We start from the raw sequence: 22206 nt of genomic DNA, 5'->3' as shown, positions 1-22206 counted from the left end.
ATTTCTATACATGACCAAACCCGCACCTTCTATCTATAATTTACACTTCGCGCTGGTTTGTTTAAGTTCGCTGTTGTTTTCTGCAAGCTTTAATATGCTGATCCCCGAGTTACCCTCCTACCTAACCAGCCTTGGCGGTGGTGAGCATAAAGGGTTGATCATCGCACTATTTACGTTAACCGCTGGCATCTCCCGCCCATTTAGCGGTAGACTTACTGATACTGTTGGCCGTGTGCCCGTAATGGCGGTTGGCTCCATAGTTTGTTTTGTGTGCGGCTTTCTTTACCCGGTATTAAGCACCGTTTCCGGCTTTCTATTTCTAAGATTACTGCACGGTTTTTCAACAGGCTTTAAACCGACCGCAACAGCAGCCTACGTTGCTGATATCATCCCGCGCGAACGTTGGGGCGAGGCATTAGGCCTGCATGGCATTTGCTTTAGTACAGGGCTTGCCATAGGGCCATTTATTGGCAGTACCATACGGTTATATTTTTCACTGAACACATTATTCTATACTTCTTCATTTTTAGCGCTGATGTCCATTATCATTCTGATGAATATGAAGGAAACGCTCAAGATTAAACAGAAGTTTAGCCTGTCTATATTAAAGATCTCTCGTAAGGATATCATAGCTGTAGAGGTTTTACCTGCAGCGATCGTAACGTTGCTATCCTATGTGGCTTATGGCGCTATACTAACCGTTATACCCGATTGGAGCGGCCACCTGGGTATTATGAATAAAGGTTTATTCTTTATGGTGTTTACCATTGCATCACTGCTAATCCGTTTTGGGGCCGGGAGGTTATCTGATAAATACGGCCGGGTTTCTGTTATTAAAACGGGGTTGGTTTTATTAGTAATTGCCCTCATGGTTATTGGTTACCAAAAAACGGCTTTTGGCCTATTGGCGGGCGGTGTAATTTATGGCGTGGCTACCGGCATCCTGTCCCCCGCCCTAAACGCATGGACGGTTGATATGAGCAATCCGCAGCACCGCGGCAAGGCTATGGCAACCATGTATATTTCGCTGGAAGCAGGGATCGGTTTAGGCGCTTTGATCTCGGGCTGGTTTTACCAGGATGTAATCGGCATGGTTCCTTATATCTTATATGCTACGGCAGTGGTTACTGTTTTTGCCATCATTTACATGATGTTCCGTTCGCAAACACCCGAAAAGCACCGGGAAGACGTTCTGATGGAAACAGATATCTAAACAACCGCCACAAACCCGCATTTCCGAAAGTACGGTAGCCACAGGTAGGCATCGGCTAAAAGATCGGCAGGTGGGATATTTTGGTTGATACTTAAGGCAGATATCGCATCGTATAAATTAGCATGGTTTCTACACTCCTGCAACAACAGGTATTGCATTTCGGAAATTTCGTCAAGTACTATTCTGTAGTTTTTCCTGCTTATGGCCATAAAGGTTTTTTGTGGCAATGGCAGTTCATATTCCTCATCACGCAGTACGGCTTCAAAAAATCCCTTCATGGGCAGGTCCAGTTCCAGCAATTGAAGGCATTCGGGGATGCGAATGTTAAGTGTGGCGGAGAACATTTGATAAACATCATCCACATTAATATCCAATATATCATCCTCGGTTCCTCTTGCACGCATGGCAACCTGTCGGGCACGTTCTACTCTGGCTAATGTTGCGGGTATGTCGTAAGCGCTGCTATCTTCTCCCTCGGGTAATTGTGGTTTAGTTTTGTCTAAAAAGTCGGGAAACTTCTCGCCCAAATCATACAAAGTATAAGATGTTGACGGGTGATACATCAGGTAAGCCTTTGCGAAACTATCGAACAGTTCCTCGCCCATAAACTTCCTGCTGATGGAATAATCGGCATACATGCAATCCAGCAACCTCATCATATAGCCCGAGCTGTATACATTTAAACGCGCATGTACCGAAGCTATATCGTTATCAGTTACTACATCATGTTCGCTCAACTGATAAGTCTGGTTAGCAAAACCTATCTTTTGGTTAAGAAAGCCAGGCGCCATCACTACGGTGCGCAGCCAGTTTTGCAGCAATGCGGTATCCTGTTTAACCATTTGATGCCTGCAACTGAAAATCTACCGGGTTTGATACCGGCAAATGTGGTGAGCGATAAACCCCTTCCTGCGGGATGTTCCCCTTTAAAACTTCATTGGCCTTAAAAAGCTCCTCCAGCAATTCGGGATAATCGGGGATCTTTGCATCCCATTCTAATAGGGTGCTTACGCCCCCGGTTAAGTTATATGCTTGGTGGAATAGTTCCCAAACTTTTGATGGTACGGGTTGATCATGGGTGTCAACCAAAAGGTCTCCACAATCTGTAGGCCCTGCCAGATGCATCTGTACAATATGTTCGTGCGGCAGGCTATCGATGTACTTGGCAGCGTCAAAACCGTGATTATGGGCTGATACAAAAACGTTGTTCACATCAAGTAATAAACCGCAACCTGTTTCTTTAGCCAAAGCTGACAGGAACTCCCACTCGGGCATCGTTGATGCCTTAAACTGAAGATAGGTTGATGGGTTTTCTAATATCAGCGGTCGCTTCAGATAATCCTGGATTTTTAAAACCCGTTCGGCCACATGATCAAGGCTTTCTTCGGTCATGGGCATGGGTAACAGGTCGTGCGTATTGGTGTAGGCAACGCCTGTCCAGCACAGGTGGTCAGAGATCCATTCGGGTTCTATCTTTTCGGCCAACTCTTTCAGCTTTTGCAGGTATGTATAATTAAGCGGGTCGGTACTGCCGACAGACAGCGAAACACCGTGCATTACCACCGGCACCTGCTTGCGCACATGCATTAACACATGGCTGGCAAAGCCAAAATCATCCATAAAATTCTCGCTGATGATCTCGAACCAATCTACCCCCGCCGGGTTATTAAGCAGGTAATTGAAATGCTTGTTTCGTAAACCCACGCCAAGGCCCAAATTTGGCAGGCCCAGGCGTGGTATAGTTTTAATACTCATGGCAATTGATTTTTTTAGAGCCTCATCCCAACCCTTCTCCTTTGGAGAAGGGTTTTATAAATTTCTAATCAAAGCCCTCTCCTTTGGAGAGGATTAGGTGAGGCTTTACGTTGGCAATTATTTTTAGGTAGATGGCGGGAAAGCCAAACGCAGGTCGCTTGGTTTTGGCTTTTCGGGAATAGGTACGCCACGTTTTTTCAATACCGCAGCATAAGCGTTCCAGGCTACATCATAAACCAGGTCGCCTTGGGCGTAATCAACAATTGCAAACGGGGTTGGTTGGTATTTAGGCTTAGGGCCAAAATTATTCAACTGCATCTGATATTCGTTTGGTGCTGATAAAGATGGGTACATCTGCGAGGCCGACATAGGCACCGCGCATCCGCCTAAACTACCACATGCGTTATCTGATGGCGGGCTGTACGGCGATACCTTTGAGCCCTTAGCTTTCAGGAAGGCATTATTCGTAGGTTGACCACAAACGCCGCCGCCACCTGTCGATTGTACAAAGCCACAACCGCCTTCGCCCTTGCACTCGTTAGAGCCTTTACAGGCGTGAAACAATTGCACAGGCGCGCAACTTGCCGGGTCTTTTACAATATCCTCATCGAGGTTTAAGCCTTGGCAGGCGTGGTATAAATGTTCGTTGCGGTTTAATGGCGGGTAATCCTTAGAGGTTACGCCCAATGAGATATCAGGAACTTTGCCGAATACCGCCCAACAGATAGATAACCTATCGCCCGAGCCACCCATTGATGGGTAAGGGAACGCGGTTTTAGGGTTTTGGAAATAATCATTCAATACCCTGGTTACACCCGCGATGGCACCGGTTGAGGCACGGCTAAACAGATCGAAGTTTTTACCGTCGACATCGTTCAGCTTTAAACGGTTAAGCGCGCCGGCAACATCGCCAGATAATGGCAATTGCGGGTAAAGTGCAGGGTTATATGCCTTGGTTTGCAGCATTTCCGGTGTCCACTTGTTGCCTTTTGCATGCCATTGGTCCCAGGTTTCAATCTTACCGCTTCTAACTAGTTCTAAAACGAAGGCAAATGTTTCATAGTGATCCATTTTGCCGAAATGGCCGCGTGCTTCTGCCTTGGCCGAGTCCACTTCCACACCGGTAGCATTGAACGACGGATATTTGGCACGTAATACAGGGCACTTAGGCTGAAACATATCCTGTACAACCGTTAGCGTTAAAGGCGCTTTTAAATTGCGGCTTTTGCTAACGCGCTGTAAAATCTCGTCGATAACGCCGCCGCCTTCGCCCTGGTCGGTAATGCCGTTTATCATGTTCAGCACATCATACAGCGCTTTTTCAAGATCGCCGGTATTGATACTGGTTGGCATGTATGGGTATTCGTCCTGGCTTGTTTGCGTTGCGTCAAGCCGGCCCGGGTTAAATACTTCTTTTTGAATGGCGTACTCCAGCTTCCTGTTATCGCCTCCCTTAGTTGATACCGCCTGCGATTTTGCAAGGCCTTTTTTGTAAACTATCTCCCAAAGCGTAATGCCATCAACGTATTCTATAGAAAGGTAGTTCCATAATTGCAGGTACATGTTACCTATCGAACCAAACATGGGTAATGGCTGGCCCTCTTTCCAATTATTGTATGGCGCTTTCTCTTCGTATTTATGTTTTTTGTCTTCGCGGATGTCAGCTAAAGCGGCTTTCTCTGTTTGCTCAATGGCAAGGAACAGGTTACACTGGTCTTTATCCATCGGGCCCAATTTCACTTTAATGTGGGTACTTTTAACAGTATCCTTAAAATCAAGAATGCCGGGCAGTACAGATGAATCGGGCGAGTAGCATTTCCAGGCGTAGGTTTTCTCGTCCTGTAAAGGTTCGCATGTAAACTTAGGGTCGTAGCCCACTACTTTTGCCAGGTTAGAGATAATTTGCAGATGGAGCATTTCAGCCACAAACACACTAAACACGGCGTTAAATGCCTGCTCATTCTCGCTTTGTGGTTTTGCTGACGCAGCCATGCCCGGCCATTTGCGGCCTTCGTAAAAATTGCTGCCTTTGCTATTGATCTCGTGCATACCCTGTAGCGAGTAAAGCGAGGTCATGTACAGCGGAATGGTGAATAGTTCGACGTTTACAGCCGACTGCACCATTGCGTGCAGGGCTTTTTCGTCGATGTCCTTGTATGATACCGGCCGGTTTGCTAACCGGTTATCATCAGTAAACAAGAGCGTTGTTTTCATGATAAGGTTTTAATTTAAGTTTATGGGTTCAAGTTAATCTATTTTTCCTTGCGAAAGTTTTTTTAATGCGGCTATACCCGGTAAGAACAAATAAAGGCTGCCATCGGTACGGATAAAAAGTTCCAGGCCCTCTACCTTTTTGTATTGCGAGTTAGCATCCAGGTAATCAAATTCTTTATAAGCTTTTATAGTTTTATCTTTCGGCCCAAACAATGGGTCGAACCCACTGCTGTTTGGACTGGCATCCGGCTGGCGAAAACTGTTATGGATGATCCAGGTTTGCATAATAAACTGAAATTGTGAGGCCAGGTTAGAACAGATGAACAAGCCCACCAGCCCACGTTGGATATCAGGAGATTCGCCTTCTTCATAATCGATGCCGTAAGCTCCCGCCCTGCGCATTATCCTTCGGTTCGAAGCATAACTTGGTGTGCCGTCCGGGTTATCCTGATTACCTGTAACCATATTATCATCCCTTGGATTGGTACGGCGGATATGCGCTGCATATGGGCAAAGCTGCCCTAACGTATCATCTTTCTTATCTCCCTGCTGGTTGGCTGTTGCCGTTATATAATTAAAGTTGGTATAATCGAAATTTTTGAGTTTGGGATCAGGCCCTTCCGGCGATACCACCAATGGGGTGCCGTCAAACCATCGCCCGCACATTTTAGCTGCAACCAGTTCGGGCTTAACACCCGGAGTTTTATTGATAAATGTATTAAATGCTTTTACATCCTGATAAAGCAAACGAAAAGCAGCAAAACTCCCGTTTAAAATTAAAGGATGCGCCAAATAAGCAGGCACCAAAGCATTCTTATCATTGGTGTATTTTTTTTGAATAACAAACTCATACGGAGGCACAATAGGCCTGTCATCAACAGTGCTTACTCCCATAAGCAAGCGTTGTTTTTCGGTATTCCACGGCACTTTACTCAGCCTCGGTTGCGAAAAGCTATCCTTGTATCCAAAATGGATATAATTTAAACCAGTTAATAAAGGGTTGGAATCTTTTGAGAACGCTAATACTAACGCCGGTACATTATCTTTTAAGGGTATTATGCCCATTAATGTATCGTAGTACCCATTACGCTCCTCGTCGCTTTTGGTATAAATGGTAATTTGTATATGCAGATCAGAACCGTCCGTTTTTGGGTCTGCAGGTAGTGTCCATCCGCCCGACCGCTTCCACCAGTTTTCAGGCGCGCTATCACATATATCACCTACTCCAAGTGCATTGCTTACATTTGCAGCGCCGCCATCATACAAGCTAAAAAGCGGGAAGCTACGATTCCTGACTTTTTCGTAATCAGCGTCACTTGTTAACAACTTCAACCCAAAACTTGTTACACCTATATTAAGGCAGTATGGTGGTTTTTGGCCCTTGGGCCAGGGTTTGGCTGATGTGATGTTCAATGGCGAGCCACTATCGGGCAGTAGTTTCCCAATAAATTCGCGTGCGCCATCAATATTATCAATTGTAAAAACAAGGTACCGTATATATTCAAAATTATATCCGCGCAATATCAGCCCTTGTATATCATCCAACTGCAATGGCGGCGCTTCTTTATCGGCTACATCATTCAGATAAGCACTCATCGTTATTTTGTTTATATAAATGAAATATCCCCGCTTTCGCGGGGATCAGAATGATTAATTAGCAAGTAGGTGGCGGTGTTGATGGTTCATATTGAATATCAACTGCGGTAGATGGCCATAATGCCTCAGCATTGGGGTAGTTTTGCAATATTTTACCTACAGTAAGGCCAGGGAAAGTTGCACTAAGCACATATTTATAATTGCTGTTGGCGGGTATTTTTGCCGCTGCAGGGACAGTTGGGTCGCCAAAGTTATAACGCATAAGCAGGCAGTTAAAAGCATCGGGGTTTGCGGCGACACCACCGTTATCTTTAATATACGCTGCAGACCTTGGGTCTTCCGGATCCATTATACCAGTTTCGTCCATTGCATTTACAATAGCGTTTAAACCAAAGGCAATAACGGGGTTGGTTACAAAAGAGGCGATGTAGGGTGCAAAATCGGCGTCGTAAATAGATAGCACAACAAGCATGTCTTTACCAGGCATTGTTTGAAAACTGGTAACCGGCAATGCAGGTAGTGGTTTTTGGCCATCTGCCAGGTGATAGATCATAAAATAATGCACACCAGTAGCCGCGCGCAGATCATTGCCGGCTTTAGCTTCGGCGTTAAGGGTTGCAACGGCTTTGGCTACTGTTTCGTTTGTTTTCTTTTTCAGAGGCAAAAAAAGCAAAAGCATGTGTTGCTCTTCTGCTGCCGGGATACTCTTAATAGGTTCCATTGTGATATTGGTTTAGGTTGTTTTTATACCTACTCTGTTACAGGCTTTTCGGTATCCGCCATTTGTGTGATCAGTAATCAAAATGCGTTTACACTTATCCTATCCCAAATACTGCTAAATTTTACAGCAATAGATGTTTTGTGAATGACATCGGCTTAAATTATTCCTAAAAGCGATAATGCCAATAGCAAATGTCAATTATAATTTAGGTTACCCATAGGGTGAAATCAGCTTTTTTATGGCTTTGTTTAAGTGAAAAAAAGGCAAAGCATTAATTTGTATATCATATTATAAATAATCACTTTCGGTAAACCTTAAATCATAACTATATGACATTCAAAAAAACCTTATTACTATTATCAGCAACAGCGGTAATATTCAGCGCATGCGAAAACCAGCACGCCAAAGACGAATCAAAGGCCGAAGCACCTAAATTAACAGCGAAGCAAGTTATTGATAATGATAGCCTGAGCTATGAACTCGCTAAGCAATACGTTAAAAATTATGAAAAACATGCAGGAACTGTTGACTCAAATTATAGCGAATCGAATTTTGCTAAAACCAAAAAGAAACCAAACACCCGTTGTATTTGGTTTAGTGCAGACAGGATATTAGCCCTTGCCCAAAAAATTAAAGACGAGGACGGCGATGGTATCCGTTTTTACCTGGCCAGTTATGATACCGTTTACGCACCTACGTTTAATGGCCGTAAACCACCAAGAGATTATTGGGGGTATAATACTTTGGTAATGGTGTCTACAAAAGACAGTGTAAACAAAGTTGACGAGCATTTCCACCGCGATTATTACACTAACGGAAAAGTAACACCAAGTAAACCTGCAACCGGTTTTATAGTAGGCAGCGTGCCTGAGAACCGTGGTGAGATCTGCCCTCCACCAAAAACTTGTAATACAGTAGGCGCTACGCTTATCCCATAATACTTTAGAATGATATTTGTTAGCGTTAGTACTGTATCAGAATTTATATGCTTCCTGGTTGCGTTGCTTTGTTTGTATAAAGACAAAGACGTAGCCTGGAAGCTATTTATCCCATTTTTATTCCTAACCTGTGTAGTTGAAATTATAGGGATCTATGTTCGCGAATTTGTACGTATCCCCAATTACGCTATTTACAATTTTTACATACTATTTGAATGTGTTTTTACCAGCTATTTCTTTTTTTACTTATACAAGTCATATCTGTATAAATTAATATGGCTGTTGGTGTGGTTCGCATTATTCGCTGCAATGTATATTGCCGAATTGGTGTACAACAAATTCGGCAATTTTGTATCGGTGACAGCGTCGGTTATGTCTGTAGTGTTTGTACTGGCCAGTCTGTATTTTTACTATGTAAAATTAAAAGACGAACATTTTGAACCCTTGGTGTATTCGGCCCCATTTTGGTGGATTAGCGGCACGCTTTTCTTCTACTTTGGCAGCACGGTATGCAATAACTTTTCAAAATACCTGGCCATGTACGAGATTATTGCGTACAAATATTCTGTCAGGTACCTGATCTTTAATTTATTAAACATTATCATGTACATTTTCTGGTCATACGCTTTTATATGCAGATATCGTCAAAGGAAATCATTTCCCTTATAGGGCTTACGTCAATTATATTTTTAATTGCGCCTTTGTTCCTTATCCTGTATGTATTATCATATAACCGCAGGAAAAAGAAATACCAGGAGGAAACCGTTATGCTACAAAAAAACTTTGACACCGAACTTTTAAAAACCCAGATGGAAGTACAGGAGCAAACCCTTAAAACGGTTGCTTATGACCTGCACGACAATATTGGCCAACTGCTTAGCCTTACCACCATCACCCTAAGCTCGATAAACCTCAACGATAACAAGAACACTGCCGAGAAGATATCCTTGGTTGAAGACCTTACCATGCGATCCATAAAAGAGGTTAAAGCGCTCTCGCGCCTGTTGCATGGCGAAGAGATCATAAGCCGCGGTTTAAAAGCGGCCATTGAATTTGAGTTGGAATGGTTAAAGCGTTCCGATAAATTCCAGGTAAGCTTTACACACAACAACATACCTTTTAATGGTGATAGCGCGCAGGAAACCATATTGTTCAGACTGTTTCAGGAGATCATAAATAATATTATCCAACACGCTAAAGCAACGGTAATTAACATTAATTTACAAGGAGACGTAGAAAACTATAAAATGATCATCAGCGATAACGGTGTGGGATTTGATGTGGAAAAGATATTAGCGCGCAAAGCAGGTATGGGCCTGCACAATATTATTAAACGAAGCAATATGATAAATGGCAATGCCGCTATTGTATCCACCCCGGTGAACGGGACTACCGTAACTATAAACATACCATATAAATAACCATGCAAACCGAGAAAATAAACATTGCCATAGTTGATGACCATACCCTTTTTCGCCAGGGGCTGGCGCATTTGTTAACCGAATCTAACGAGATAAACGTTTTGTTTGATGCCGATAACGGTGCCGATATGATCAAAAAGCTTTGTGGCGAAGTACTGCCTGAAGTTATACTTATGGACATTACCATGCCGGTTATGGATGGGTACGAAACTACTAAATGGTTAAAGGAAAATCACCCGAGGATAAATGTGCTGGCGTTAAGCATGTTTGAGGAGGATAAACCCATTATTGGGATGCTTAAAAGTGGTGCAGGCGGATATATGCTAAAGCAATCAAAGGCTGCCGACCTGGTGAGCGCTATTAAAGGGATAGCTTCTCAATCTTTTTATATAAACGAATTGGTTTCAGGCAAGTTACTGCGTAACATTCAGAACAACCAGCCTGTAAAAAACGCGCCGATTGGTTTAAACCCTAACGAATTAAAGTTTTTGGAACTATGCTGTTCGGATCTTACCTACAAACAAATTGCAGATATGATGCACTTAAGCCCGCACACTATTGACAATTACCGTGAGGCCCTGTTCCAGAAATTTGAGGTAAAATCAAGAACAGGACTGGTAATATCGGCCCTTAAGAACGAGCTTATAAAGATTTAATTAAGATGCTGTTACTACTGTTTCAGCTTTTTTAGCTGCCGGTGTAGTTTTCGCTTTTGCTGCTGCTACAGGCTTTCCTGTTTTAGGAGCTTCTGGTGCTTTTGGCTCCTCAGCTTTAACCAAAGTGGTGGTGTCTATTTTGATATCTTTAGCAAATTTCTTAGCCAGTTTTTTGGCTTCTTTCTCAATTTTCTTATCTAATTTTTTAGATGCTACGCCAAACTTGGCTGTTGCTTCTTTTAACTGGGCAACAAGGGTTTGATGTAAAGATTTTTGAGCAATTTTTTTTGCTTCTTTGACAAGTGGTTTAAGTTTATTTTTCATGTATCTATTTGGTAATATGTGCAAAAGTAGGTTACACCAAGGTTAATTCAATATTATCATTATGTTAAGCATGCGTAAGATACTTAACATTGCATATTAAAACAAGTTTTTGTTTTTGCCCTTTTATTCCAGATCGGTAATAAATGTGGTTAGTTTCTGAAACTCGAGTTCCTTATTGGCAATCACCAATTCGGCTTCACGCTTTTCTTTCTCCTGGTTTTTAAATATGAGTTCTTTATTGGCCGCGAGTAGTTAGGAAGCCATTATATTGGGCATTAGTATCTAATAAATATGATAGCAAGCCTATGGGAAACCAGCCGGGAATATTTGATAGTACGATATAAAGTTATATAAATAGCTCATTATCGCATAATAATATATTTTACAACTATTGAAGTTGTAAAATCAACTGTAACAACATGTATAATTAATCTTAAAAGAAATATTATTTATTTCCTCAGCGTAAATTCATACCAAACGGCATCCGTCCCATTCAGCTTAATTTGGAGGTTACCTATTATTACTACCGCATTATCCTGTAGTATTTCTTTAACATCTGTTACTTTAGATAGGTCGATGCCTAATCGTTGAGCTGATACATCAAACACTTGGGCCTGTTTATCATAATTAAACACTGCAAGATAGAAACTGCTTCCTATTTGTTTGGTAAAAAGCTCCGAAGCGCCTGTGCCTGTATTTCCCTCAAAAGGGCGGAATAATTTGCTAATTTTTACCAGTTTGATCAATTCAGGGTTTTGATAGTATTTTTTTATCCGTGCTAACCATTGCCCGTTTTTAGAAAGATCATCACCCGAGATCCATGTACCAGTAACCAGGACATACCAGCGCAGGCCACTTGCAACTGCAATTTTACCATGGTACTCATATAACCCCGTTAAATTAAACTCCTTTGCAAAACCACTACCTGCAAATAAATTTTGCTAATGTTGATGCTATTCCCGCAAATTTTTCATGATATTTTACTTTTAGTTAATGATTTGTTTGTCATTCATTAACCAAAAGTACCCGCGGCAAATACATCAATTTTAACCGATGAGTAACCGGCAAGTGTAAAACGAGCGAATAACCACTTTAACCAATTGAACGGTTAATTTACTTACAAACAATCTATCAAACCTCGCTTTAGTTAAATAAAAAAACCGTTTATCTTTATATATAATAATATATAGTTAACAGTAATTGTGTATTTTCACCCTGCAGTAAAAATGAAAAAAGCTATTTTTACCCTATAAAAATCGTAAAATTTAGCACATTTTTGTTTCAATAAAACATAAGGCAGTGATAAGTAATAATAAATTGCAGGATGCGCCAACGTTTCGAACAAAAAAACATTGTGAACAAATTTAATAATTTATATTTACAGGATAATTAACAAAAATATTAAACCTAAACCTTATCACTTTCAGACTATGGAACCTTTAATGGGAGAAATTAAAATATTTGCAGGAAGCTTCGCACCTAATGGCTGGTTTACCTGCGAAGGGCAACGTTTACCTATTAACCAGTATCAGGCTTTATTTAGCATACTGAGCACCAATTATGGCGGGGATGGCGTCACTTACTTTCAATTACCCGATTTACGCAGTGCCTTCCCAACCCAGGTTACTAATATAAGTGGGGGCCGTAATACTCCGTACACTTTAGGTCAAATTGGTGGTCAGCAAAACGTTATTTTAACTGCACAACAAATGCCGGTGCATACCCACACAATAAACGCGGTATCTGCCGACGGCACAGTTTTACAACCAACAAACGCATTCCCAGCTACTAGCCCCGGCGATCCTGTGAGCGGATCTGGTGTTAACGTTTATTCACAGGCAACACCAGATGTTACCATGAACCCAAATACCGTTGCAATCGCAGGTGGCAGCCAACCTGTTAATATAACGCCACCGTTTCTTGCTATGCAATATATTATTGCCTGGAGTGGTGTGTATCCGTCAAGACCGTAACATTAAATGAATACAGGTCTATTGGATTTTAGTACTTGCCGATGAAAATTGGTATCGTATCAAATTCAAAAATATGCATACCCCTGCTTTCCTACTTAAGCAGTATTAAAGCAGGGGTTATGTTATACTTTGGCAAATCAGAGCATGCAGATATTAGCGTGAACGAACTTGCCGGCTTTTGCAGAATGAACAATATACAGTTTTATGCAGAAAGTGAAAAAAAAGAGCTGTACAACTGGCGGCAAATGAACGAACCTGATGTAATCTTCATTATCGGGTACGCTCATAAAATTTCAGTTGAAGAACTAAGCGGTGTGCCAAAAGGAATATTTAACATACACTTTGGCCAGCTGCCGCAATACAGGGGGCCATCGCCGGTTTTCTGGCAATTAAAAAATGACGAAGTGCAATTGGGCCTTGCTATACATCAGTTAACCAACAAGCTGGATAGAGGCGCGGTTGTTTGGGAAAAAACTATAAAGAACGAGGAACATCATACTTACAACTATATAAACCAAGCGTTTAGCCAGCTGCAGGTACAGGGTGTGTCGCAAATACTTACCAAACTTAACAGCAAGCAATCGCTAACTTATAAGATACAAGCCGAAACCGAAGCCCGGTATTACAAAAGGCCCCAACTGGCAGATGTGATAATAAACTGGGACACAATGGAAGCGAAAGAGATACTCGCCCTTATAAAAGCCTGCACATCGTGGAATAACGGAGCAAGCACTTTAATAAACGGGCACGAACTAAAAATATTAGATGCCGAAAACGCTTCATTAGAAGCTAATAATAAATCCGGCACTATCAACATAGCAAATAACAAGTTTAATGTGGCCTGCATAAATAAGCAGGTATTAAGCATAAACTTTTTTTATATCAACAAAACTTGTATCCCGGCGCGGCATGCAGGTTTTTATGGTTTAAAAAACGAGCAAACCTTTATTAGTAAAATATAACGGCATCGCCGGAAAATATAATAACCAACCGCTTAAAATTTCATTATGAAAAAACTTTTACCCCTATTGAAAAATGTATTTGCAAAATGCTATGTATTCTTTTCAATAGCATTAATGTTAATTGCGCTGCTTGGCATAAATAATAAAAGCGTAGCACAGGTTTATTACATGACTAATGATGCCACTCCAGGATCTGCATCTGCAGTTGATGGTATAAATCGTATGGATTACAATGGGGCAAATGCCACATTACTGGCAAACTCATTTACCGTTTCACCTGGATTAATGGAGATTGATCTGCCTAACAACCGTGCATTTGTATATGAAGCATTTTCTTCGAGCCCTCCAACCGGGCTGGGGATTAAGGTTATTAATTTAACTACCGGTGCTGTAACAGCAACTATACCTATTACTGAATCTACCGCGCGATGCTACTCTATTAAATACGACCCGATAAATGACTATATTTATTACGTTGTGGCAGATAGCAGCCCTACAACTACTTCATCAAATGACGCTTTGATCAAAGTAAAGCCTGACGGAAGCGGCAAAACGGTTGTAATATCCGGTTTTAGTAAAAACCCCACTTTGCTTGCTTTGGATATTGCACATAACAAAGCTTATGTGTATAATCAATTAGCTGTCGAAAAAAACTTTCTAACCATAAACCTATCCGGAACGCCTTCTGTTTCACAAACTATAACTATAGTAGCGCCGGCAGGAAACCCGTTCCTGGTAAACGACATTGATTATGATGCAGAAACAGACTACTTATACTACCTTTCATCAAATAACTCGGGTAGCACAAACTTGAATGATGCGATAAGCAAGATCCATCCTAACGGTACAGGCTATGCGGCTGTTGTGGCAGTTGCGCAATCACCTACCTTTATGGCTTTAGATTTGGGCAATAACCGCGCATTTGTATTTGACAATGTTGCCCCGGCACGTAACATATCTTCTATTGACCTTACCTCAGGTACGGCAACCGTTGTAAAATCATTATCCGGTTTACCAACAGGTGCAACCGTTACTTCTTTATGGGTACCAAACGTCCCGGTATTAAGTACCGCAACAGCATCATCAGTAGCCGCTACTACTGCTGTATTAGGTGGTAACATAACCCGCACCGATGTTGCAGTATCAGAACGCGGTATTGTTTACAGCATTACCAATACCTTACCTACAATTGGCGCATCAGGCGTTACTAAAGTTACTAACGGTACGGGTATTGGATCGTTTACTGCAACAGTTTCGGGCTTTACTGCTAATAATACCTATTATGCCAGGGCATACGCCACTAGCGGTGCCGGTACAGCTTACGGCGGTGTTACATCGTTCACTACAGTTAAAGCATCGCAATCAATTACATTTGCCACCTTAGAATCCAAAACCTACGGCACTGCCAATTTTGCACCGGGCGCTACAGCCAGCAGTGGTTTAGCAGTTAGCTATACCAGCAGTAACAGTGCCGTAGCAACTATTGTTAGTGGTAATATACATATTGTTGGTGTTGGTACCACAACCATTACCGCATCGCAAGCCGGTGATGCTAACACAAACGCCGCTACAGATGCCACACAAACACTTACAGTGGGCAAAGCAACCGTTACGGTAACCGCCGCCGCCAAAACAAAAGTATACGGCAATGCCGACCCTGCATTTACCTACACAGCCACAGGCGTAGTAGGTAGCGATGCCCCTACCGGTGCATTAAGCAGAGTAACACCAAGCACGAACAGGTTTGTTGGCGATTATGCCATTAACCAAGGCGATCTATCCTACGGTAGCAACTACAATATTACCTATGTAAGCACTAACCTTACTATCACAAAACGTCCGCTTACCATAGCTCCGCTACCAGTTACAAAACAATACGGCGACGCTGATTTTGCAACGGGGGCCCCATATAACTTTAACGGTACAAGCATCGCTCCTGAAGACGCCATTAGCGGACCTTTCGACAAAACGCCTTCTTCCGAAAATGCAGGTACTTATGCTTTAACCATAGGCTTAAAACACCCCTTAGATCCTTCAAGCGGACAAGACAGATCAGCTAATTATGATATTTCATTTGTAACCAACACTTTTACCATCACACCCAAAACTATTAATGTAAGCGCAAACATTCTATCAAAAGCCTACGGCGATGCCGACCCGGTGTTAACTTACAGCAGCAGTCCACTTGCATTTAGCGATAGTTTCACAGGTACCCTAACAAGAGCAACCGGCGAAGGAGTTGGCGCATATACTATTACGCAAGGCGCGCTTGCCTTGAGCAGTAACTATGTTTTAAACTTTAGCGTTGGTAATAAACTTACCATCGATAAAAAAACCGTTTTTGTTAATGCAATTGCCAAAACAAAAACCTATGGCGCTGCTGACCCCACATTCAACTACACAGCCGATGCTTTGGCATTTACAGATACCTTCTCGGGTAGCTTATCAAGGCCTGCCGGCGAAACTATTGGTACTTATGCCATTAACCAGGGTTCATTAGCCTTAAATAGCAACTACACTTTATATTATACAGGTGCTAATTTAACCATAGGTATAAAAGCTATAAATGTTAATGCAGTAGCGGCCAGCAAAACCTTTGGCGAAACCGACCCTGTATTAACATACAATGCCGATGCTTTAGTAAGTGGCGATGCCTTTACCGGTAGTATAACCAGGACAGCCGGCGAAACGGCAGGCTCCTATCCTATCACCCAAGGTTCGCTTGCGTTAAGCAGTAACTATACTTTAAACTATACAGGCGCAAACCTAACCATAGGTAAACGCGACATTACAGTTAACGCATTTGCCCAAAACGTACCATACGGCGATGCTGATGTTGCAATGGGTTATAACACTACCGGCAACGCAATTGTAGCCGGCGATGCTATAAGCGGTGTGTTAGGCCGTGCGCCGGGTACTGCAATTGGCACTTATGCTATTACACAAAACACATTAACCGTATCTAACAGCAACAATTATAATATTATATTTAACAGTGCCGCCTATAATATTGTGCCGAGGCCGATCACCGTATCTTCGCCTTTCACAGTTAAGTTTTATGGCGATGCCGATCCTGCCCTTACTTATAGCGTAACTTCAGGTTCGTTATTAAGCGGCGATGTACTTAGCGGTGCGTTAATACGCGATGCCGGCGAAACCCCGGGCGCCTACACCGTACATCGGGGTACTGTAGCGGTAAACAGCACTAACTACGCTATCAACTACCAACTGGGTAATTTTGAGATTGACAGGGCGCCTTTAACGGTTACTGTAAATAACTCAACCAAGCTGGCCGGCCACCCAAACCCTACGTTTACGTATGTAATAACTGGCCTTAAAAACGCCGAGACAGAGGCAACATTCCCGCAACCATTCCAGACAGGCACACTTGCTACCACCAGTTCTCCGGTTGGCACTTACCCTGTGAGTGCTTACAATCCGTCGATAGCTAATTATGATGTTACCTATGTACAGGGCACATTAACGGTTAGGGCAGCTTCTGCCAACGCCGACCTTGCATCTTTATCTGCTGCAGAGGGAACTATTACACCAACTTTTGATGCGGCAACTACAAACTATTCATTGTCGGTTGGTGCAGATGTTAGCCATGTTAACGTAACCGGTGTACTTGCTGATGCGAATGCCAAATTATTTAGAATAAGTGGCTTGAACGCCACATCAGGCCAGGCGAACACCGTATACGTTTACCCAGGCGATAACCAGATCTCAGTAATGGTTACTGCCGAAGATAACTCAACCAGTAAGGAATATATTATCAACATAAGCAAACCTTTAGATACCAACGCTAAACTTAGCGGCTTACAATTAAGCTACAATGATAACTCTGTTTCGGTACCAAACTTCGACCCCGAAGTACATGCTTACACCGTAAATTTACCTAATGAGATAACCAGCGCGCTTTTAATACCTCTTGCTGCCGGTCGGTCTGCATATATTAAAATAAACGGCGCCCCTTACGAAGGTTATTATGATACGGGGGTACTAACACCAGGTGATAACAACTTCAGCTTTGAAGTAATTGCGCAGGACAGGACCGTATCTGAAATTTATACACTTAATGTAAAACGCGCGCTATCTACCAATAATAAACTTTCAAACGTAACCCTAAGCACAGGCTCATTGTCGCCAGTTTTTAGTACAGATGTATTAAACTACACTGCCAATGTTGCAAGCAATATTGTAAGTATAGATGTACAAGGTTTTGTTGCCGATACTACAGCAAGGTATAAAGTTAACGGAAGCGTTCTTGCCGACCGTTACCAACCCTATACAGTAGCACTTACCGGCGGCCAAAATACGATCACCTTACAGGTAACCGCTAAAAACGGTGATGTTAGAGAGTACAGGGTTGTAATTAATAAAGCATTATCTACCAACGCTACCCTTGCTAACCTAACCGTTAATAGTGTTCAATTAATTCCAATATTTGCTCCAAACGTTACTGATTATAACCAGACGATACCTTTCTCCCGCACATCAGTTAATATAACCCCAACTGCCGAAACAGCAGGTACAACAATTAGTATAAATGGCACACCTGTTGTAAGCGGAAACAATATCAATATACCTATTGTAGTTGGTACAAACACTATATCTGTTGTATCTACTGCAGAGGATGGCTCAACCACCAAAACCTATACGCTAAACATTAATCGAACCGGTTCAGGTAATGCATTATTAACGCGCATAATTTTAGATCCGGTTTCAACATTGTCAGCTACAACAGGTTCAGCTAATGAAAATTACCAGACTTCGGTATCACCGGCCATAAGTAGTGTACGCCTTAAAGCTACGGCGCAGCAGGCAGACGGGGTGATACGTATTAATGGTACAGTGGTAACCAACGACAATTACTCGAACCCCATCACGCTGGAGGTAGGTATTACTGTTATTAATGTTGTAATAACCGCCCAGGATGGAATAACTACCAAAAGCTATTCAATAACCGTTAACCGTGCGGGTTCAAGCAATGCATCAATAACCGGACTCGCCCTTGACCCCATTTCAAAATTATCAGCTATAACAGGTTCGGCTAGTGAAAATTACCAGGCCTCGGTATCACCGGCCATAAGCAGTGTACGCCTTAAAGCTACGGCGCAGCAGGCAGACGCGGTGATCCGTGTTAACGGTACGTTGGTAACCAACGATAATTACTCCAACCCTATCCTGCTACAGGCAGGTACTACTGTTATTAATGTTGTAATAACCGCCCAGGATGGAATAACTAACAAAAGCTATTCAATAACCGTTAACCGTGCGGGTTCAAACAATGCAGCAGCAACCGGATTCGCCCTTGATCCAGTTTCAAAATTATCAGCTATAACAGGTTCGGCTAGTGAAAATTACCAAGCTTCGGTATCACCGGCCATAAGCAGTGTGCGCCTTAAGGCTACGACACAGCAGGCAGACGCGGTGATCCGTGTTAACGGTACGGTGATAACCAACGATAATTACTCCAACCCTATCCTGCTACAGGCAGGTGCTACAGTTATTAATGTTGTAATAACCGCCCAAGATGGAGTAACTACCAAAAGCTATTCAATAACCGTTAACCGTGCGGGTTCAAACAATGCAGCAGCAACCAGATTCGCCCTTGACCCCATTTCAAAATTATCAGCTATAACAGGTTCGGCTAGTGAAAATTACCAGGCTTCGGTATCACCGGCCATAAGCAGTGTGCGCCTTAAGGCTACGACACAGCAGGCAGACGCGGTGATCCGTGTTAACGGTACGGTGATAACCAACGATAATTACTCCAACCCTATCCTGCTACAGGCAGGTGCTACAGTTATTAATGTTGTAATAACCGCCCAGGATGGAGTAACTACCAAAAGCTATTCAATAACCGTTAACCGTGCGGGTTCAAACAATGCAGCAGCAACCGGATTCACCCTTGATCCAGTTTCAAAATTATCAGCTATAACAGGTTCGGCTAGTGAAAATTACCAGGCTTCGGTATCAGCGGCCATAAGCAGTGTGCGCCTTAAGGCTACGGCACAGCAGGCCGACGCGGTGATCCGTGTTAACGGTACGGTGATAACCAACGACAATTACTCTAACCCTATCACGCTGGACGCGGGAGTAACTGTTATCAATGTTGTAATAACCGCCCAGGATGGGGTAACTACCAAAAGCTATTCAATAACCGTTAATCATGCGGGTTCAAACAATGCATTCTTAACGCGCATAGATTTAGATCCGGTTTCAATATTGTCAGCTATAACAGGTTCGGCTAGTGAAAATTACCAGGCTTCGGTATCAGCGGCCATAAGCAGTGTGCGCCTTAAGGCTACGGCACAGCAGGCCGACGCGGTGATCCGTGTTAACGGTACGGTGATAACCAACGACAATTACTCTAACCCTATCACGCTGGACGCGGGAGTAACTGTTATCAATGTTGTAATAACCGCCCAGGATGGGGTAACTACCAAAAGCTATTCAATAACCGTTAATCATGCGGGTTCAAACAATGCATTCTTAACGCGCATAGATTTAGATCCGGTTTCAATATTGTCAGCTATAACAGGTTCGGCTAGTGAAAATTACCAGGCTTCGGTATCAGCGGCCATAAGCAGTGTGCGCCTTAAGGCTACGGCACAGCAGGCAGACGCGGTGATCCGTGTTAACGGTACGGTGATATCCAACGACAATTACTCTAACCCTATCACGCTGGACGCGGGAGTAACTGTTATCAATGTTGTAATAACCGCCCAGGATGGAGTAACTACCAAAAGCTATTCAATAACCGTTAATCATGCGGGTTCAAACAATGCATTCTTAACGCGCATAGATTTAGATCCGGTTTCAATATTGTCAGTTACAACAGGTTCGGCTAATGTAAACTATCAGGCTTCAACATCACCGGCCATAAATAGTGTACGCCTTAAGGCTACGGCGCAGCAGGCAGACGCGGTGATCCGCGTTAACGGTACGGTGGTAACCAATGCCAATTACTCTAACCCTATCACGCTGGGCGCGGGAGTAACTGTTATCAATGTTGTAATAACCGCCCAGGATGGGGTAACTACCAAAACTTATTCAGTAACCGTTAACAAGCCAATTCCTAACAATACATTAGCAGTTACAAAAGCTGGTGTAAATATGCTGGCGAACAGATCAAACAACATCGGCACCTTTGATAAAGATAACGTAGTGGTTCATCAGGGTGTATCCCCTAACGGTGATGGTTTTAATGATTTCTTAGTAGTTGAAGGCTTATCTTCACTAACAGGAAACAAAATATCGATCATGAACTCGAGCGGTACGCTGGTATTTGATATGAAAGATTACGGTAAAGATGGGAACAGGGTATTTGATGGTCACGCTAAAAACGGAAAATTGCTTAACGCCGGCACTTACTACTACACCCTTGATTATAATGACGGTAGCAAGGACAAACATAAAACAGGCTACATCATCCTGAAATACTAAGCATAGCCTTACAATTTAACAAACGATTAGTGTGGACGCAATTACATTTGATACTACTTTAAAAAGAACAATATTTATGATGACCACAGGCCTGCTGCTGTTATGCGGTGGCAGGCTAAAGGCCCAGCAGCAGATCTACTCCTACGCGCAGTATGCTGATAACCTTACCCCTGTTAATGCTGCTTACTCTATGCTGGATAAAGCAGGATCGATAAGCGTAATGGGCCGCAGGCAGTTTATAGGTATCGACGGCGCACCAACCAGTTTACTGTTAAGCGGTACATTGCCTATACAATCAATAAATGGTGCAGTTGGTGTTTACGTATTAAATGATAAGGTTGCCATTGAAAATCAATTGGAAATCAATGCTTTTTTTGCGAAGAGTATCCAGCTTACCGGGAATGATTTTTTGGCCGTATCTCTAAACGCCGGGATCCGTAATTACGTAGCTAACTATTCAACATTAGATTCTTACGACCCCCAGTTTAAAGACGACGTAAGGGAAACCAGCCCAAACCTTGGTTTTGGCGTAATGTTTTATAGCGACAGGTACTATTTAGGTCTTTCGTTACCAGAGCTTACCATTCGCAGCCTGGGTACTGCTTCGGTACAGCAAGCTAACTATCTAAAAAATCACTTCTACTTTTCGGGCGCCTACCTGTTGGATATGGGCGAAGACATGAAGTTTAAACCGTCGGCCCTGGTAGCTTACGTAAAGGATGCTGCATTATTAACCGATGTTACCGGCACTATATATTTTAAAGAGCAGTTAGGTATCGGTGCGGGTTACCGCAGCAACAAAAGGGCAACCGGTATTTTATCTGTTACCGGCGATACTTACAAAGTGGGTTACTCCTACCAGTTTGGCACATCATCAAACACCCTTGGCGGTTTTAATACCGCCATACATGAAGTTAGCTTAAGCTACCGTTTCGGCAAAACAGGTGTACGAAAGTTATTGTAATATCATTCTTTTGAATA

15 protein-coding genes are annotated in these 22206 nt (G+C 42.7%); 8 read left to right on the top strand and 7 right to left on the bottom strand.

Features of this window, described 5'->3' with window-relative positions; all coding sequences use genetic code 11:
• Nucleotides 1–10 precede the first annotated feature (10 nt).
• Nucleotides 11–1213 carry an MFS transporter gene (locus RHM67_RS10590; protein WP_322226659.1) on the top strand — a complete coding sequence of 401 codons (1203 nt, stop codon included), beginning with the start codon at nucleotides 11–13 and terminating at the stop codon, nucleotides 1211–1213.
• On the opposite strand, the gene RHM67_RS10585 is transcribed toward RHM67_RS10590, so the two are convergent.
• The 5 genes from RHM67_RS10585 to RHM67_RS10565 all read right to left on the bottom strand — a co-directional run bounded on the left by RHM67_RS10585 (nucleotide 1210) and on the right by RHM67_RS10565 (nucleotide 7499).
• Nucleotides 1210–2055 (bottom strand): DNA-binding domain-containing protein, encoded by an 846-nt coding sequence (locus tag RHM67_RS10585; protein WP_322226657.1) that lies wholly within the window; start codon nucleotides 2053–2055, stop codon nucleotides 1210–1212. The genes RHM67_RS10590 and RHM67_RS10585 overlap by 4 nt on opposite strands.
• Complete coding sequence (locus RHM67_RS10580; protein WP_322226655.1) at nucleotides 2048–2968, bottom strand: DUF692 domain-containing protein; 921 nt, start codon at nucleotides 2966–2968, stop codon at nucleotides 2048–2050. Before RHM67_RS10580 ends, RHM67_RS10585 begins: the two co-directional genes overlap by 8 nt.
• 123 nt (nucleotides 2969–3091) lie before the next feature.
• Nucleotides 3092–5182: a ferritin-like domain-containing protein gene (locus tag RHM67_RS10575; RefSeq protein ID WP_322226653.1), complete on the bottom strand. Its 2091-nt coding sequence runs from the start codon at nucleotides 5180–5182 to the stop codon at nucleotides 3092–3094.
• Between the two features lie 33 nt (nucleotides 5183–5215).
• Entirely contained in the window at nucleotides 5216–6778 is a 1563-nt protein-coding gene (locus RHM67_RS10570) for a hypothetical protein (RefSeq protein WP_322226651.1), read from the bottom strand.
• 58 nt (nucleotides 6779–6836) lie between these two features.
• On the bottom strand, nucleotides 6837–7499 hold the full coding sequence (locus RHM67_RS10565) for a hypothetical protein (RefSeq protein WP_322226650.1): 663 nt from the start codon (nucleotides 7497–7499) through the stop codon (nucleotides 6837–6839).
• Nucleotides 7500–7828: 329 nt separating this feature from the next.
• On the opposite strand from RHM67_RS10565, the gene RHM67_RS10560 reads away from it, so the two are divergent.
• The 3 genes from RHM67_RS10560 (at nucleotide 7829) to RHM67_RS10550 (ending at nucleotide 10514) form a co-directional block, all read left to right on the top strand.
• The gene (locus RHM67_RS10560) at nucleotides 7829–8437 is read left to right on the top strand and encodes a hypothetical protein (RefSeq protein WP_322226649.1); all 609 of its coding nucleotides are present in this window, start codon (nucleotides 7829–7831) and stop codon (nucleotides 8435–8437) included.
• Nucleotides 8438–9069: 632 nt separating this feature from the next.
• Nucleotides 9070–9858 (top strand): sensor histidine kinase, encoded by a 789-nt coding sequence (locus RHM67_RS10555; RefSeq protein WP_322226648.1) that lies wholly within the window; start codon nucleotides 9070–9072, stop codon nucleotides 9856–9858.
• A gap of 2 nt (nucleotides 9859–9860) precedes the next feature.
• Entirely contained in the window at nucleotides 9861–10514 is a 654-nt protein-coding gene (locus RHM67_RS10550; protein ID WP_322226647.1) for a response regulator transcription factor, read from the top strand.
• Here the strand turns inward: RHM67_RS10550 and RHM67_RS10545 are convergent, their stop codons facing one another.
• Both RHM67_RS10545 and RHM67_RS10540 read right to left on the bottom strand, forming a co-directional pair.
• The gene (locus RHM67_RS10545; RefSeq protein WP_322226645.1) at nucleotides 10515–10838 is read right to left on the bottom strand and encodes a hypothetical protein; all 324 of its coding nucleotides are present in this window, start codon (nucleotides 10836–10838) and stop codon (nucleotides 10515–10517) included. It lies immediately after the preceding gene.
• A 449-nt stretch (nucleotides 10839–11287) separates the two neighbouring features.
• Nucleotides 11288–11584 carry a hypothetical protein gene (locus RHM67_RS10540; RefSeq protein WP_322226643.1) on the bottom strand — a complete coding sequence of 99 codons (297 nt, stop codon included), beginning with the start codon at nucleotides 11582–11584 and terminating at the stop codon, nucleotides 11288–11290.
• Nucleotides 11585–12268: 684 nt separating this feature from the next.
• Here RHM67_RS10540 and RHM67_RS10535 point away from each other — a divergent pair.
• From RHM67_RS10535 to RHM67_RS10520, 4 genes are all read left to right on the top strand, one after another.
• Entirely contained in the window at nucleotides 12269–12811 is a 543-nt protein-coding gene (locus RHM67_RS10535; RefSeq protein WP_322226642.1) for a phage tail protein, read from the top strand.
• Between the two features lie 119 nt (nucleotides 12812–12930).
• A complete protein-coding gene (locus RHM67_RS10530; protein WP_322226641.1) occupies nucleotides 12931–13773 on the top strand; it encodes a formyltransferase family protein in 843 nt (280 codons plus the stop codon).
• Between the two features lie 45 nt (nucleotides 13774–13818).
• Entirely contained in the window at nucleotides 13819–21225 is a 7407-nt protein-coding gene (locus RHM67_RS10525; protein ID WP_322226640.1) for a cadherin-like beta sandwich domain-containing protein, read from the top strand.
• 31 nt (nucleotides 21226–21256) lie between these two features.
• Nucleotides 21257–22189: a PorP/SprF family type IX secretion system membrane protein gene (locus tag RHM67_RS10520; RefSeq protein ID WP_322226638.1), complete on the top strand. Its 933-nt coding sequence runs from the start codon at nucleotides 21257–21259 to the stop codon at nucleotides 22187–22189.
• Nucleotides 22190–22206 lie beyond the last annotated feature (17 nt).

Origin of the sequence: Mucilaginibacter sp. 5C4 (assembly GCF_034345625.1) — a bacterium.
GTDB lineage: Bacteria > Bacteroidota > Bacteroidia > Sphingobacteriales > Sphingobacteriaceae > Mucilaginibacter > Mucilaginibacter aurantiaciroseus.
Note: the sequence above shows the minus strand (reverse complement) of the source record. Positions and strands in the feature narration are given on the sequence as shown.

Bases quoted from the DNA above. Each gene is read 5' to 3' on its own strand.
- RHM67_RS10570 (WP_322226651.1), bottom strand. From the start codon at position 6,778: ATGAGTGCTTATCTGAATGATGTAGCCGATAAAGAAGCGCCGCCATTG.
- RHM67_RS10550 (WP_322226647.1), top strand. From the start codon at position 9,861: ATGCAAACCGAGAAAATAAACATTGCCATAGTTGATGACCATACCCTT.
- RHM67_RS10560 (WP_322226649.1), top strand. From the start codon at position 7,829: ATGACATTCAAAAAAACCTTATTACTATTATCAGCAACAGCGGTAATA.
- RHM67_RS10535 (WP_322226642.1), top strand. From the start codon at position 12,269: ATGGAACCTTTAATGGGAGAAATTAAAATATTTGCAGGAAGCTTCGCA.
- RHM67_RS10525 (WP_322226640.1), top strand. From the start codon at position 13,819: ATGAAAAAACTTTTACCCCTATTGAAAAATGTATTTGCAAAATGCTAT.
- RHM67_RS10585 (WP_322226657.1), bottom strand. From the start codon at position 2,055: ATGGTTAAACAGGATACCGCATTGCTGCAAAACTGGCTGCGCACCGTA.
- RHM67_RS10530 (WP_322226641.1), top strand. From the start codon at position 12,931: ATGTTATACTTTGGCAAATCAGAGCATGCAGATATTAGCGTGAACGAA.
- RHM67_RS10545 (WP_322226645.1), bottom strand. From the start codon at position 10,838: ATGAAAAATAAACTTAAACCACTTGTCAAAGAAGCAAAAAAAATTGCT.
- RHM67_RS10575 (WP_322226653.1), bottom strand. From the start codon at position 5,182: ATGAAAACAACGCTCTTGTTTACTGATGATAACCGGTTAGCAAACCGG.
- RHM67_RS10565 (WP_322226650.1), bottom strand. From the start codon at position 7,499: ATGGAACCTATTAAGAGTATCCCGGCAGCAGAAGAGCAACACATGCTT.
- RHM67_RS10590 (WP_322226659.1), top strand. From the start codon at position 11: ATGACCAAACCCGCACCTTCTATCTATAATTTACACTTCGCGCTGGTT.
- RHM67_RS10580 (WP_322226655.1), bottom strand. From the start codon at position 2,968: ATGAGTATTAAAACTATACCACGCCTGGGCCTGCCAAATTTGGGCCTT.
- RHM67_RS10555 (WP_322226648.1), top strand. From the start codon at position 9,070: ATGCAGATATCGTCAAAGGAAATCATTTCCCTTATAGGGCTTACGTCA.